This is a genomic window from Nocardia sp. NPDC051463, from assembly GCF_040681975.1.
GTDB lineage: Bacteria > Actinomycetota > Actinomycetes > Mycobacteriales > Mycobacteriaceae > Nocardia.
On sequence record NZ_JBFBAB010000001.1, the window covers coordinates 1,153,883 to 1,167,844 of the forward strand.

Sequence of the window (13,962 nt, forward strand, 5' to 3'; positions counted from 1 at the left end):
GGCTCACCCGTGCGTTAGAATTTTGGCGGCCGCGTCCAGACCGTCGGGCGTCCCGACGACCACGAGCAGGTCATCGACGGCGAAGGTGAAATCGGGGCCGGGTGAGGGGTGCAGCTGGCCCGCACGCATCACCGCGACGATCGATGTCTTGGTCCGCGTACGCATTGCGGTCTCGCCGAGAGTACGGCCCTCGTACGGCGAATCCTCGCCGATGGGCAGCTGCCTGGTGGTGATACCCGGCAGATCCCGATGATCCTCACGCAGCTTCGCGACCAATTGAGGTGCGCCGAGCAGATTCGCCAGGACAGCGGCCTCGTCGGCTGTCAGCGGGATCTGCGCGGCGCAGGCATCGGGATCGTCCAGTTTGGACACGATGAGATCGATGCCGCCGTCACGGTGGTCGACCACACCGATTCGGCGACCTGAGCGCGCCGAGAAATCCTTACGGACCCCGATCCCCGGAAGAGCGGTGACATCGACATTCACGCTGTCCAGCCTAGCGCTCGACTACGACACACCGTCAGATGAGGCCAACTGCCGCCGAGTCCGCCGATCGCACCGCGCGCGAGCACGATCCCGGGCCAGTGCCCCACCGGTCGCGCTGTCGGCGTGCCTGCTCAGGAAGTTGCCGATCCGGACGAGCGGTGGCTCGATCAGGGCGAGTATCAATGTCGCCCACCGAGACTCCCCCGTGTCGGGTGGCGTCGGCGTCGGTCGTCGGACCGACGACCGCTCATCACTTCGGTGGACCTGTGCACGCGGCTCGGTGTGCTGTGATGGGGACGTGAGGAGGCAGTGGTCGGCGTTGTCGGCGATGGCGCAGGACGCGCTCATCGCCCTCTTCGTGTTCGCCTTCGGCGCGACGCTGTACCTCGCGGGGCTGTATCCGATGACCTCCGTCAGCGTCGGTCCGTCGCTGACGGTGCGTTTCGGGGTGCTCGCGCTGATGTGCGCGGTGTCGCTGCTGCGCCGTAGGACCCCGATGTGGGCGCTGGTCCTCGGGCTCGTGCCGCTCGGCATCGACCTGTGGCTCGGTGCGACGGTGCCGATCTGGATCATGTATTCGGATTTGATCTACGCCGCCGTCCTCTACGCACCGCCCGCGCGGTCCCGGTTCGTGGTGGCGGCGGGCGCGGTGCTGTCAGCGGCGGCCGCGGTGCTCACCTTGGTGCTCACCGGAGACTGGCGCGTGATGGCTTTGGCGATCACCGCAGCCGTCGCTTTCATCGGCACCTCGATCTGGTGGGCACTGTCGGTGCGCCACCACCGGGAGATCGCGGGTGCCGAACGCGCACGCGCGCAAGCGCTTTCCCTGGTCGCCGAGCTGGATCGGCGGGCCGCGATTGCCGACGAGCGCAAGACGATGGCACGCGACCTGCACGACGTGATCGCGGGCCACCTCTCGGCGATTGCCATCCAATCCGAAGCGGCCCTGGGTGTTTTGTCCCGCCAGGAATCGGCCGACGCCGCGGTGACCGGCATCGTCGGCTCGATCCGGTCCAACAGCGTCAGCGCATTGCAGGAGATGCGGACCATGATCGGGCTGCTGCGCCGCGACGACGGCGCCGAGGACGATCCGGCCGCGCCGCGGCGGCTGGCGCAGCTGCCGATCCTGATCGACGCGGCACACGCGGCCGGCATCACCGTGCGGGTGGCCACGGACATCGACGGCGTGGAACTGCCGAGCGCGGTCGACCAGGCCGCCTACCGGATCATCCAGGAAGCGCTCACCAACGCGATGAAACACGCACCGGGACGAGCGGTCGACATCGATGTGTCGGTCGAGGCTGCGACGGTGGCGGTGCTGGTGCGCAATCAGGTCGGATCGACGACGCGCCCGCAGCCCGAGGATCCGGAGGCTGGGCGCGGGCTGGCGAATATGCGTGAGCGCGCCGCCGCACTCGGTGGCAGCTTCACCGCGGGACCGGCCACCCAGGGCTGGGAAGTGCTCGCCCGACTACCGATCTCGACCACCAAGGAGATGTCGTGACGATTCGGGTGCTGATCGCCGACGACCACGGCGCAATCCGGGCGGGCCTGCGCATGATCCTCGACGCCACCGCGGACATCGAAGTGGTCGGCGAGGCCGCGGACGGGGATATCGCTGTGGCACAGGCGAAAGCGCTGCGCCCGGACGTGGTGCTGATGGATGTACGGATGCCCGGAGTCGACGGCATCACCGCCACGGGCAGGATCACCGCCGACGCACTGGCCAAGGTGCTCATCCTGACCACCTTCGATCTCGACGAGTATGTCTTCCGAACGTTGCGAGCCGGCGCCTCGGGGTTTGTGCTCAAATCCGCATCGGGGCAATCGCTGGTGGACTCCGTGCGCGCGGTGGCCGCGGGCGACGGTGTGCTCGCGCCGGAGGTGACCGCGGCGGTGATCAACGCCTTCGCCTCGACGACCCTCGAGGACACCGAGCCCGCGCCTGCGGGTTTCGCCGATCTCACCGAACGCGAACGCGAGGTGCTCGACTGTCTCGGCGAGGGGCTCACCAACGCACAGATCGCCACCCGGCTGTTCATCGGCGAGACGACTGTGAAAACGCATGTCTCGCGAGTGCTCACCAAACTCGGTGTGCGGTCCCGGGTTCAGGCCGCGATCCTGGCCAGAGCAGCCAAGGATCGATAGTCAGCGATCCAGCGGGGCGAAGGTACCGTCGGGGCCGGGCAGGTACTCGACCACGGCGGTGACCGCGCCGGCCGGCAGTGGACCGTAGAGATGCGGGAAGAGCATGGACTCCGGATCGCTCGGCACACCCGGCTCCCACTTCACCGGTGCGCCGACCCGCGCCGGGTCGATGCGTAGCAACACCAGATCACGGCGCCCCGCGAACAGTCGATTGGCTGGCAGGTGCGCCTGCTGCGGCGCGGACAGGTGGATGAACCCGACCTCATCGAGCGAAGGCGGTCGGTGCTCGCCGGTCTGGCGCGTGGTCAGCCATTCCGACAAGGTGCAAATGTGAACGAGAGTGTGAGTGTCGTGGATCACGGGTAATCTCCCGGTAGACAACTGGATAGGCCTGTTCATGATCGTGATCGAGTGGGGTTCCGTACGTGACCAGTGGTGTTCGCCGTTAGCGAAATCCCAGGTCGTGTTACAGAAAACACACAGAATCACTTCCGGGAACAAAGCCCCCGTCCCGAACGTCTGACAGAGTAGTCATACCCCTGCTGGGAAGTAGCGGTAGCGAGCCCGCGGAGTGACCACGGGCCCCACACCAGGTGAACGGACTGTAGTGCCGGGAGCCAGGACGGAGGAGTCATGCCAGGAACCCTGACAAGCACCCCACTGACCGCGGTCGATCGTTGCGACCGCTGCGGGGCGGCTGCACGAGTGCGTGCCGTACTGCCCGCAGGTGGCGAGTTGCTCTTCTGCCAGCACCACGCGAACGAACACATGGATCGACTGCGTGAGCTCGAAGCCGTGATCGATACGGAATCGGCTCCCGCCCTGTAACCCGTCCAGTTTCGCGTCCCGACACAACAGCATCGAACAACAGAACATCGCGAATACCAACAGCGGGCGACTACATGTCGCCCGCTGTTGGCGTTGCACGACACTCGTCGAGGATGCCGTCCAGCAGTGCGGCAAGGCCGAATGCGAACGCGCCGTCCGGATCCGCAGGCGCCTGATAGTGCTCGCCCGCGGCCGCCCCGACGCGGGTGGACAGCGGGAACTGCGCCACCGGCATCGCCTGTGTCAGCAGCGGACCGTGCTGCTCCCACCACTGCGCGTCCGAGAGCTCGGCCGTACTGCGGGTCGCGGCGATGGCCATGCGCGCGTTTCCGGTCGCGAATTCCGACAGCACGGCGATGACCCTGTCCATCGCCACATCCGAGAGACCGATCCCGTCGATCGCACCCAATTGGCGTTCGTAGCGCCGCATTCGCCCGGGGCCGAGCACCAGCCGCCACGGCGGCACCTCGAGCAGCCACGGATGGCTGATCAGCTCGGCACGCACCTGGGTGGCGATGGCGGCCATTCGATCACGCACGGGCACGGCGCCCGGGATCGGCGCGTCCTCGTCGGCCACCGCGTCGACCATCAGTACCGCCAGGGCGTCCTTGCTCGGGACATAGGTGTAGAGGCTCATGGGTTTGAGGCCGAGCTCGGCGGCGACCGTGCGGATAGACACCTTCTCGTAGCCGTCGCGGTCGGCGAGAGCGACCGCGGCGGTGACCACCGCGTCGACGCTGACTGTCTGCTTGGGTCCGCGACCGCCGGGCTGCGGCGGCATGGCGTGCCGCCAGAGCAGGCCTATCAGCTGTTTCGCCTGGTCGGAAGTGGTGCTGTGGGTCACGTGCCTCCTCTCGATAAATCCAGTACGGTGTACGTTGTTACGTTACTCCGTACACCATACGACGAACTAGGGGTGCGCTCTGCCAAGCACACAGGCCACATACCTTCCCGACCGTCACATGTTCGCGCTGTGGACCTGGACCGGGCATGCCGTCGGACGCGCACCGAAGGGCGACAACGAGACCATGCGGCTCGCGGTACCGACCGGTGCGCGCGACACCCTCGAGGTCGCGGACGTCGACTGCGCGCTCGTCGCCCCCGAGGATCTGCTCGGTCTGACCATCGAGCGCGCAGGGCCGTCGGTCGACGCCTGGCAGGCCGCCCTACGCCACACCGGCGAGCAGTCGGATCCTGCGGCCGCCGCGGGAAACACCACGCACAGGTCGTCCGACCCGGACGCCGCTTCGCCTGCCGACCCGCCGCAGCCGATCGGACCGCCGCTTCCGATTGCGGCACACGCCGTCCCCGACGCGGTCGGCACGTCGATCTACGCGGCCGAACACGCACTGCGCGTGCTGCGCGAAACCCATGCCATCGCAGCGGAATTGCGTTCCACCCTGAAGGCCGATCTGCGGCCGTATCAAGCACGTGGAGTCGGCTGGCTGCACGAGACCGTCGCCGCGCACGGTGGCGCGGTGCTGGCCGACGAAATGGGGCTCGGCAAGACGGTGCAGACCATCGGCTTCCTGCTCGGCCGGGCCGCGGCAGGACCGCAGCTGGTGGTCTGTCCGACCTCCTTGGTCGGCAACTGGGCGCACGAGATCACCCGGTTCGCGCCGGAACTACGCCCGGTCGTGTGGCGTGGTGGCAGCCTCGCCGCCGAGGCAGGCGAGGTCATCATCATCGGATACCCGACGCTGCGCCTGCACGGCGGCGCACTGAACGACCGAACCTGGGCGACAGCGGTTTTCGACGAAGCGCAAGCACTGAAGAATCCGCGCACCCAGATCGCCAAGGCGGCGCGCGCACTCACCGCCGATGCGCGGGTCGCGCTCACCGGAACCCCGGTGGAGAATCATCTGGAGGAATTGTTCGCCCTGCTGAACCTGGTCGCGCCGCGATTGTTCGGACACCGCACCCAGTTCCGACGCCGGTTCGTGCGGCCGATCCACGAGGGCTCTGCCACCGCGGCCGCACGGCTGCGCGATGCGATCGAACCGGTGGTGCTTGCGCGCAAAAAGGCTCAGGTCGCCGCGTCGCTGCCTGCAAAGATCCACAGCGATCTGCTGTGCGATCTCACCTCGGAACAAGCGAGCCTCTACGACCAGTTGCTCACTCGGGCGATCGACGGCGGATTCGGCCACGGCGCCCAGCGCCAGAGCCGGGTGCTCGCCGCGCTGACCGCACTCAAACAAGTCTGCAACCACCCCGGTCTGATCACCGGCGAGCTCGGCGAGCTGGCAGGTCGCTCCGGCAAGCTCGACCTGTGCACCGACATCGTGGCCAACAATCTCGAAACCGGTAATCCGACACTGATATTCACCCAGTACCGGCAGACCGGCGAGCTACTGGTACGGCACCTGGCCGAACAGTTCGGGGTGCGCGCGCCGTTGTTCCACGGCGGCCTGAACCAGTCGGACCGTGCCGCGATCGTCTCCGGGTTCCAGGCCGAGGACGGACCGCAGGTGCTGGTGTTGAGCCTGCGTGCGGCGGGCACGGGCCTCACGCTGACCCGCGCCGCCGACGTCATCCACTTCGACCGGTGGTGGAACCCGGCGGTGGAGGCTCAGGCCTCCGACCGGGTGCACCGGATCGGTCAGACCAGGACCGTCACCATCACCACCCTCACCTCGGGCACCACCGTCGAGGAACACATCGCGGGGATGCACGACCGCAAGTCCGCGCTGTCGGACCTCGGCGATTCGGCAGGCATCGCCACACTGGCAAAGCTCGACGACGACCAGCTGGTCGAGATCCTGCGCCGCAAGAGGGAGAACTGATGGCGGACAATGAATTCGGCTACACCGCCTGGGGCATGGACTGGGTACGCCTTGCCGAGCCGATACGCCAGATTCGCCCCGAACCGCTGCTCCCCCGAGCCCGCAGCATCGCCCGCAACGACGGTGTCCAGGCCACGGTCGAGGGCCGCATCGTCCGCGGAACCATCCACCGCGGCAGTCAGGCCTCGATCACCCACGTCGAGGTAACGCCGCTGCCTCGCGCCGCCGTCACCGCGATCGCCGAGATCATCACCGATCCGACCATCCTCACCGACGACATGCATCGGGCACTCGTCACAGCGAGCGTCGCCACGGCGCCCGTGCTCGCGGGTACCGACTGCTCGTGCCCAGCCCGTTCGGCCCGCTGCGTGCACGTCTTGGCGATGTTCTACGAGATCGCGCGTCGCGTCGACGAGAACCCCCGCCTCGCCCTCGAACTCCAGGGCTATTTCCGGCCGGCACCGGATGCGGCAGCGACCACGGTGGAAGCACCGCGCTGGGTGCCGATCAACACCCTGGACCCCACGGGCTATTTCGGACCGCCCCCGAGCTGATGAACTGCCGCCGCGACCCGGGGTATTGCGCTCGTTCGAAGTATCGGCCCGGAGACCAGCGCAATCCCGGCGCGGATCGTTATCGGGTTCCGGGCCGACGGGCACGGAATCGGAAACTGCCCGCGCCGGTGTCGATCTCGATATCGGTGAAACCCACCCTGGCGAGGCGCTCGGCGGCATCGCGCGGAGGTACCGGCAGGCAGGTGTCGCCCAGGTGCATCAGGCGGAAGACTCGGGTGTCGAGTCCATCGCTGCCCGCGAACACACCGTCCGGCCGCAGCACTCGCAACGCTTCGGCGAACAGTGCGTCCTGCTGCCCGACCGTCGGGACATGGTGCAGCATGGTGAAGCAGACCACGGCGTCGAAGTCGCGGTCCGGCAGCGGCATTTCAGCGCCGTCGCCCTCGACCACAGTCATCGCGCCGCCGTGCCGGTCACGCAGGCGATCGGCCAGTGCGGTGTCGATCTCGAGTCCGGTGAGGCTGCCGGTTCGCTCCAGCAGGGCGCGCACGTTCGCACCGTAGCCGGGGCCGATCTCGAGTGCGGAGGAACCGAGTTCGAGACCCGACAGCGCCCACGGAACGATCTTCGTCGCACTGGCCCGCTCCCACATCGCCGACCGGCAAAGGACTCGATGGAAGTAATTCATCGCCATGAGCTCACGCTAGGGGCACACGGGCACGGCCACGACAGGCTACGGTGACACATTGTGTCGCAGAACGGCCAACCTTCGGTCTTCGGCCGATCCCTGGTGCTCCCGGCCACTGCCGGCGACACCGCGATGGTCTTCGGTGCGGGCGCGCTGCCCGCAGGCCACTGGTTCGACACCCACGAGCATCCGCAGCATCAGATCGCCTGGGCCGCACGGGGTGTCCTCGTGGTCGAGATCGGCGAGGGCCACTGGGTGCTGCCACCCACCCGGGCGCTGTGGATTCCCGGCAACACCCGGCACCGGACCGGGACCTCCGAGGGGGCCATGATGCACGGCATCTTCGTGGAACCGGACCGGTGCCCCGTCTCCTTCCGCACGCCGACCATGCTGCGGGTCACCCGGCTCCTCCACGAATTGTTCGACCATCTCACCGCGCCCGACACTGCCTCCGCGCCACGTCGCCGCGCAGAGGCAGTGGTTTTCGATCTGCTCGAACCGGTCGAGGTGATCCCGATCGGCGCGCACCCGCCGTCGGATCCACGGGCCAGGCAGGTATCCGACGCGCTCACCCGGGATCCGGCCGACAGTCGCACCCTCGGCCAGTTCGCTGTCCACGTGTCGGCCGCGCCGCGCACGCTCGCCAGACTGTTCGTCGCGGAAACTGGAATGAGCTTCGGCCAGTGGCGAACTCAGATCCGGCTTGCCGCGTCGCTGCCGCCGCTGGCCGCCGGCGTGCCGATCGCGCGGATCGCCGGACGGGTCGGATACTCCACGCCGAGTGCGTATGTCGCGGCATTCCGGCGCGCGGTCGGCGTATCGCCCGGGCGCTACTTCGCAGGTTGATCAGGAGTTCGTACCGCCGTCGACGGTGAAGAACGCGCCGGTGATGCTGCGGCCGGTGTCCCCGGCGAGGAAGCTGACGGTTGCGGCGATATCGTCTGCGGTGCCGAAGCGACCGAGCGCGGACAGCTCCCGCTGATGTGCGGCATGGTCGCCGTCTGCCGGGTTCATGTCCGTATCGGTCGATCCCGGCTGTACCAGGTTGACCGTGATGTTGCGCGGACCGAGTTCGCGCGCAAGCGCTTTAGTGAATCCGTTCAGCGCAGACTTGCTGAGGTTGTACAGCGAAAGCCCACCGAACGGCGCGTGCTCGGACAAGTTGGTGCCGATGCTGATGATGCGACCACCGTCGGTCATATACGCCACTGCGGCCTGTGCACCCACGAAAGCGGCGCGGGCGTGGATATTGAGCGCGCGGTCGACCTCCGCCACGGTGAACTCCTCGAACGGTTTGGCCGGGAAGATGCCCGCATTGTTGACCAGCACATCGAGCCTGCCCAGTTCGGTGGCGGTCCGGTCGACGGCGCCCTTGACGTCGGCGGCGTCGGCGCTGTCGGCCTGAATCGCGATGGCGCGGCGACCGAGCGCCTCGATCTCGGCGACCACAGACTTCGCCAGCACATCGGCGCTCCGGTAGGTCACTGCCACATCCGCACCGGCGGCGGCCAGCTGCCGCGCGATCGCGGCGCCGATCCCCCTGCTGCCACCGGTCACCAGCGCCACTTTGCCCGTCAAATCCGACATTGCCGCTCCTCCAATTTCTGTGCCGATCAATACATAAATAGCAAAGCGCATACCCGGGCTCGCGTCAAGAGGTATATTTAACGATCGACACAGAAAGGAGAGCGCCATGGCGACCCGCGGACGCCCGCGCGCTTTCGACCGCACCGAAGCACTACGACGCGCCATGGAGGTGTTCTGGGAACACGGCTACGAAGGCACGTCGATGAGCGACCTCACCTCCGCGATGGGTATCAACTCACCGAGCTTGTATGCCGCGTTCGGCGGTAAGGAAGCGCTGTTCCGCGAGGCCATCACGCTCTACGGGCAAACCGACGGCCGCTACACCGACCGCGCTCTGCGCGAAGAACCCACCGCCCGCGCAGGCATCGAAGCGATGCTGCGCGACAACGCGGTCGCCTACACCATCGCGGACAAGCCACACGGCTGCATGGCCGTGCTCGCCGGCTCCACCTACACCACCCGCAACGAAAGCGTGCGCGACTTCCTCGTCGAAAAGCGGCGCGAGACAACCGAAAACATCCGCCGACGGCTCGACCGCGGCGTCGCTGAAGGCGATCTGGCCCCGACAGCCGACACCGCAGCCCTTGCCAGCTTCTACACAACGGTGCTCTTCGGGCTGTCCATCCAAGCCCGCGACCGCGCCGATCTGGCAGAGCTGACACGGTCGATCGACTGCGCCATGGCCGCTTGGCCCGCCGATGGATCGGCGCCGAGCGCTGGGTAAGGACGCTCCGAACTACAGGCGCGGATCGTGCATCAGCCGAAAACTGTGCAGCGCAGTCGAATCGCCGATCGCGGTGAACTCCCGGCCGACCACCTCGACCGCCGAGATATCGCAGTCGTCCGCGATGTCCTCGACCGACAGCCGCATCGGCCGATCGGCGCGATGCCACGGCGTCACCGCGTACGCGGCATCCTCGACCGCCAGCATCACCCAGAGCGGAATGCGGCCGTCGGGCAGAACTCGGTAGTTGCGTGACACCCGGCGCTACTTCCTTCGCAGCGCCGCGATGCGCTCGACCAGCTGATCCGCCGTAGCCAAAGCCGTTGGCGGGCCGCCACATTCGCGACGCAGCTCACCATGGATGACACCGTGCGGTTTGTTGGTGCGGTGATGATGCATGGCGACCAGACTGTTCAGCTCCCGGCGCAGCTCGCCGAGCCGGTCGGCCGTCGCGACTCGCTGCGCTGCGCTGGCGACCTGCGGGCCCGGGTCCGGGGTACTCGACTCGCCGCGCTCAGCGATCTGTCTGGACTGGCGATCGCGCAACAGCGCCCGCATCTGATCGGCATCGAGCAGCCCGGGGATACCGAGATAGTCCGCCTCCTCGGCGCTGCCCGCGATGGTGGCGGTGCCGAACGAGGAACCCTCGTAGATCACCTGATCGAGCTCGGCGTCGGCGGCCAAGGCGACGAACGGCTTCTCGTCCTCGCCGGGTTCGTCCTTCTGCTTGTTGGCATCGATCAGCAGCTCGTCGTCGAGGCCGTTCTTCTCCCGATGCGGCTTGCCGATGACGTGGTCGCGCTGCAACTCCAGCTGCGCGGCCAGATCCAGCAACACCGGCACCGAGGGCAAGAACACGCTCGCGGTCTCACCCGGCTTACGCGCACGCACGAAGCGGCCGACGGCCTGGGCGAAGTACAACGGGGTCGAGGCGCTCGTGGCGTACACGCCGACCGCGAGGCGCGGCACGTCGACGCCCTCGGACACCATCCGCACCGCGACCATCCACGGCTGGGTGTTATTGCTGAACTCGGCGATCCGCTTGGAGGAGTCCGGATCATCCGACAGCACCACCGCGGGCCGCTCCCCCGAGATGTGTTCCAGCAGTTCGGCGTAATCGCGGGCACGCTCCTGATCGGTGGCGATCACCAACCCGCCCGCGTCGGGCATGCCGGAGGCGCGTTTCTGCCGCAGGCGGGTGTCGGCGGCGCGCAGCACCGCGGAAATCCAGTCACCCGCCGGGTCCAGCGCGGTACGCCAGGCACGTGCGGTGTGCTCGGCGCTCAGCGGCTCGCCCAGCCGTGCGCTGTATTCCTCGCCCGCACTGTCGCGCCAGTGCGCCTCGCCGGAGTACGCGAGGAACACCACCGGCCGCACCACGCCGTCGGCAAGCGCCTCGGCGTAACCATAGGCATGGTCGGCGCGTGAACGCGGGAACCCACCCTCGTCGGGCTCATAGGTGACGAACGGGATCTGACTGTCGTCACTGCGGAACGGGGTACCGGTCAGCGCGAGTCTTCGGGTGGCATCGCCATAAGCCTCGGCGGCCGCATCGCCCCAGGTCTTCGCATCGCCCGCATGGTGGATCTCGTCGAGAATCACCAGGGTCTTGCGGTTCTCGGTGCGCACCCGATGCCGGGAAGGATGCGAGGCGACCTGCGCGTAGGTGACCACGACACCGTGGTAGTCGCCGGAGGTGCCGCCGGTCGCGTTGGAGAATCGCGAATCCAGCGCGATGCCGACCCGGTTCGCGGCCTGCGCCCACTGATGCTTGAGGTGCTCGGTCGGCGCGACGACGGTGATCTGGTCGACGGTGCGGTCGGCGAGCAACTCGGCGGCGACCCGCAGCGCGAAGGTGGTCTTACCCGCGCCGGGGGTGGCAACCGCGAGAAAGTCCCGCGGCTTGGCTGTCAGATATTTGGTCAGTGCGCGACGCTGCCACGCACGCAGCGAACCACCTGAAACCCTGGCGCTCGATGCTTCCGAATCGCCTGGCGTTTCCGCTTCTCCCGCCACAGCGGCGCCCGACCCAGTCACGCAGAAGACCCTACTGGCCCAGTATGGCGTGTCGCCAAACCGACGCGGCCGAGGCGACCGGCATCACATGTCGAGCCTGGAGTTATCGCCACGTTCACCTGCCACACGCAGACACGTTGCACCGACGAAGCGGTGCCGAACCGACTTGTGCGCGATGCTGTAGGGACCATGACCGACGACAGTGCCCTATCGAGTGTCACCACCGCGATCCATAGCGGCGGCGGCGCGGAACCCGCCGGGGCGGCCCGCTATGTCCGCGACACCGCCGCCTGGCTGGCGCGCGCGGGCCGGCACAGCGGCAGGCTCATCGCCCGCGTCGCGGTGAAGGCGTGGAACGATTCGATATTCGCGAAGTCCGCGGCCGCGGCGTTCTGGCAGACGATGTCGCTGGCACCGCTGCTGCTCGGCGTGCTCGGCAGCCTCGGCTATGTCGGCGAGTGGTTCGGGCCCGACACGGTGGAGATCGTCGAGCAGAAGATCATTGCGTTCAGCCGAGATCTGTTCAGCACGACCGTGGTGTCGGACCTGATCGAGCCGACAGTCACCGATGTGCTCGGGCGCGGACGGGCCGCCTTCGTGTCGGTGGGTTTCGTGCTGTCACTGTGGGCGGGATCCTCGGCGATGGCGACGTTCGTCGACTCCATCGTCGAGGCGCACGGACAGCAGGATGCCCGGCATCCGGTGTGGCAGCGGATCTTCGCGTTGCTGCTCTATGTGCTGTTCCTGATCGCGGCGGTGTTCATCCTGCCGCTGATCGCACTCGGACCGACGCTGATCGGGCGGGCGCTGCCGGACTCGTGGCGCGAGCCGGGACTGCGCTTGATCGACTCGTTCTATTACCCGGGTGTCGGCTTACTGCTGATCATCGGCCTCACCACGCTCTACAAGCTGGCATTGCACCGATCGCTGCCGTGGCACCGGCTCTTCGGCGGGGCCCTGGTCGCAGGTGTGTTCTTCATGGCCGCCAGCGAGGGATTGCGCCGATATCTGTCATGGGTGACCAGGACCGGCGTCAGTTACGGCGCACTCGCCACCCCGATCGCATTCCTGCTGTTCACGTTCTTCCTCGGGTTCGCGGTGATCCTGGGCGCGGAATTCAATGCCACGGTCCAGGAGTTCTGGCCTGCGGGCAGCACCCGCATCGATCAGGTGAAGGAGTGGCTGTCCAACCAGATTCTCCGTGATGTGGCGGAGGACGAAGAGCCGACAGTCGAGGGGCCTGCCGCGGACACCGTGAGCGCCGACACCAGATCCGCGCCGGCGGCGGAGACGGGATCGGCGTGCCCGCCGAAGACGCCGAGCCCCGAGACAGCACGAAGCCCCGAGCCGAACTCGGGGCCGCAGGCACAATCGGATACCCGAACGGCATCGATTACGACGCCGCCGGGCAGGGCCGACTCGACTCAGTCGCCCTTGCGTAGCCCGTCGTAGACCTTCTTGCACTCGGGGCACACCGGCGAACCGGGCTTCGCGGAGCGGGTCACCGGGAAGACCTCGCCGCACAGTGCGACCACGTGGGTGCCCATGACGGCGCTCTCGGCGATCTTGTTCTTCTTCACATAGTGGAAGAACTTCGGGGTGTCGTCGCCCGTTGTCTCGTCGGTAGTCGTGTCGGGGCGAACCAGAGTCTCGGTACTCACGGATTCCATGATGCCGCATCCGGGCGCGAGTGGCCGAACACGGTCGCGGCAGAACTCGCTGACCAGGTCATGTGCGGTTGACCGTCGACAGTGGAAGACTCGAGGGTATGCAGCAGTACGGCGATTCCCCCGACGCCGACGACATCGGCCGCGGTGATCGCCCGGACGGGACGGTGCCCACTCCCGAACGCTCCTCCGGCTACTTTCCCGGCAGCGACGACAAACACCCGGTGCTGATCACCGAGGCCGCACCGTCGCTGGAAGATCAGCATCGTGCCCGCGTCCGCAGGTACACGATCATCATGGCTTTCCGCATCCCCTGCCTGGTGCTCGCCGCGGTCGCCTACAGCGCCTTCAGCAATGCCCTGATTTCGATTCTCATCATCGCCGCATCCATCCCGCTGCCCTGGATCGCCGTGCTGATCGCCAACGACCGCCCGCCGCGGCGCAAGGACGAGCCGAGCCGCTGGGACGAACGCCGCACCGCCATCGAATCGCGTCCGCACAACGCCATCGACCGCTGAGT

General features: G+C 67.5%; 17 protein-coding genes. 9 read left to right on the forward strand and 8 right to left on the reverse strand.

Going from position 1 to position 13,962, the window contains the following annotated elements; genetic code table 11:
- Nucleotides 1–3 precede the first annotated feature (3 nt).
- Nucleotides 4–486 carry a cation:proton antiporter regulatory subunit gene (locus AB0M74_RS05265; protein ID WP_364901801.1) on the reverse strand — a complete coding sequence of 161 codons (483 nt, stop codon included), beginning with the start codon at nt 484–486 and terminating at the stop codon, nt 4–6.
- Between the two features lie 298 nt (nt 487–784).
- Between AB0M74_RS05265 and AB0M74_RS05270 the strand changes: the two genes are divergently transcribed.
- Both AB0M74_RS05270 and AB0M74_RS05275 read left to right on the forward strand, forming a co-directional pair.
- Nucleotides 785–1,990: a histidine kinase gene (locus tag AB0M74_RS05270; protein ID WP_364901803.1), complete on the forward strand. Its 1,206-nt coding sequence runs from the start codon at nt 785–787 to the stop codon at nt 1,988–1,990.
- Nucleotides 1,987–2,634: a response regulator transcription factor gene (locus tag AB0M74_RS05275; RefSeq protein WP_364901804.1), complete on the forward strand. Its 648-nt coding sequence runs from the start codon at nt 1,987–1,989 to the stop codon at nt 2,632–2,634. The genes AB0M74_RS05270 and AB0M74_RS05275 overlap by 4 nt, the downstream gene beginning before the upstream one ends.
- Here AB0M74_RS05275 and AB0M74_RS05280 read toward each other — a convergent pair whose 3' ends face one another.
- Entirely contained in the window at nt 2,635–3,033 is a 399-nt protein-coding gene (locus AB0M74_RS05280) for a DUF952 domain-containing protein (protein WP_364901806.1), read from the reverse strand.
- A 234-nt stretch (nt 3,034–3,267) separates the two neighbouring features.
- On the opposite strand from AB0M74_RS05280, the gene AB0M74_RS05285 reads away from it, so the two are divergent.
- Nucleotides 3,268–3,462, forward strand: a complete 195-nt coding sequence (locus AB0M74_RS05285; protein ID WP_029903635.1) for a hypothetical protein — start codon at nt 3,268–3,270, stop codon at nt 3,460–3,462.
- A gap of 70 nt (nt 3,463–3,532) precedes the next feature.
- On the opposite strand, the gene AB0M74_RS05290 is transcribed toward AB0M74_RS05285, so the two are convergent.
- Nucleotides 3,533–4,306, reverse strand: coding sequence for a TetR/AcrR family transcriptional regulator C-terminal domain-containing protein (locus AB0M74_RS05290; protein WP_364901808.1), 774 nt, complete (start codon nt 4,304–4,306; stop codon nt 3,533–3,535).
- Between the two features lie 118 nt (nt 4,307–4,424).
- Here AB0M74_RS05290 and AB0M74_RS05295 point away from each other — a divergent pair, with 118 nt between their 5' ends.
- Nucleotides 4,425–6,245: a DEAD/DEAH box helicase gene (locus AB0M74_RS05295; protein WP_364901810.1), complete on the forward strand. Its 1,821-nt coding sequence runs from the start codon at nt 4,425–4,427 to the stop codon at nt 6,243–6,245.
- Nucleotides 6,245–6,799 carry an SWIM zinc finger family protein gene (locus AB0M74_RS05300; protein ID WP_364901812.1) on the forward strand — a complete coding sequence of 185 codons (555 nt, stop codon included), beginning with the start codon at nt 6,245–6,247 and terminating at the stop codon, nt 6,797–6,799. The genes AB0M74_RS05295 and AB0M74_RS05300 overlap by 1 nt, the downstream gene beginning before the upstream one ends.
- A gap of 79 nt (nt 6,800–6,878) precedes the next feature.
- Here the strand turns inward: AB0M74_RS05300 and AB0M74_RS05305 are convergent, their stop codons facing one another.
- Nucleotides 6,879–7,454 (reverse strand): class I SAM-dependent methyltransferase, encoded by a 576-nt coding sequence (locus tag AB0M74_RS05305; RefSeq protein ID WP_364901813.1) that lies wholly within the window; start codon nt 7,452–7,454, stop codon nt 6,879–6,881.
- Nucleotides 7,455–7,508: 54 nt separating this feature from the next.
- Here AB0M74_RS05305 and AB0M74_RS05310 point away from each other — a divergent pair, with 54 nt between their 5' ends.
- Nucleotides 7,509–8,294, forward strand: a complete 786-nt coding sequence (locus AB0M74_RS05310) for a helix-turn-helix transcriptional regulator (protein WP_364901815.1) — start codon at nt 7,509–7,511, stop codon at nt 8,292–8,294.
- Here the strand turns inward: AB0M74_RS05310 and AB0M74_RS05315 are convergent, their stop codons facing one another.
- The gene (locus AB0M74_RS05315; protein ID WP_364901817.1) at nt 8,295–9,035 is read right to left on the reverse strand and encodes an SDR family oxidoreductase; all 741 of its coding nucleotides are present in this window, start codon (nt 9,033–9,035) and stop codon (nt 8,295–8,297) included.
- 106 nt (nt 9,036–9,141) lie between these two features.
- On the opposite strand from AB0M74_RS05315, the gene AB0M74_RS05320 reads away from it, so the two are divergent.
- On the forward strand, nt 9,142–9,759 hold the full coding sequence (locus AB0M74_RS05320) for a TetR/AcrR family transcriptional regulator (RefSeq protein ID WP_364901819.1): 618 nt from the start codon (nt 9,142–9,144) through the stop codon (nt 9,757–9,759).
- A 12-nt stretch (nt 9,760–9,771) separates the two neighbouring features.
- Here the strand turns inward: AB0M74_RS05320 and AB0M74_RS05325 are convergent, their stop codons facing one another.
- Nucleotides 9,772–10,017, reverse strand: coding sequence for a hypothetical protein (locus tag AB0M74_RS05325; RefSeq protein WP_328403533.1), 246 nt, complete (start codon nt 10,015–10,017; stop codon nt 9,772–9,774).
- Nucleotides 10,018–10,023: 6 nt separating this feature from the next.
- Nucleotides 10,024–11,709 (reverse strand): DEAD/DEAH box helicase, encoded by a 1,686-nt coding sequence (locus tag AB0M74_RS05330; protein WP_364901970.1) that lies wholly within the window; start codon nt 11,707–11,709, stop codon nt 10,024–10,026.
- 255 nt (nt 11,710–11,964) lie between these two features.
- Here AB0M74_RS05330 and AB0M74_RS05335 point away from each other — a divergent pair, with 255 nt between their 5' ends.
- Nucleotides 11,965–13,227 carry a YihY/virulence factor BrkB family protein gene (locus tag AB0M74_RS05335; RefSeq protein WP_364901821.1) on the forward strand — a complete coding sequence of 421 codons (1,263 nt, stop codon included), beginning with the start codon at nt 11,965–11,967 and terminating at the stop codon, nt 13,225–13,227.
- On the opposite strand, the gene AB0M74_RS05340 is transcribed toward AB0M74_RS05335, so the two are convergent.
- Nucleotides 13,200–13,436 carry a DUF3039 domain-containing protein gene (locus AB0M74_RS05340; RefSeq protein WP_328403537.1) on the reverse strand — a complete coding sequence of 79 codons (237 nt, stop codon included), beginning with the start codon at nt 13,434–13,436 and terminating at the stop codon, nt 13,200–13,202. The genes AB0M74_RS05335 and AB0M74_RS05340 overlap by 28 nt on opposite strands.
- 107 nt (nt 13,437–13,543) lie before the next feature.
- Between AB0M74_RS05340 and AB0M74_RS05345 the strand changes: the two genes are divergently transcribed.
- Nucleotides 13,544–13,960 carry a DUF3099 domain-containing protein gene (locus AB0M74_RS05345; protein ID WP_364901823.1) on the forward strand — a complete coding sequence of 139 codons (417 nt, stop codon included), beginning with the start codon at nt 13,544–13,546 and terminating at the stop codon, nt 13,958–13,960.
- Nucleotides 13,961–13,962 lie beyond the last annotated feature (2 nt).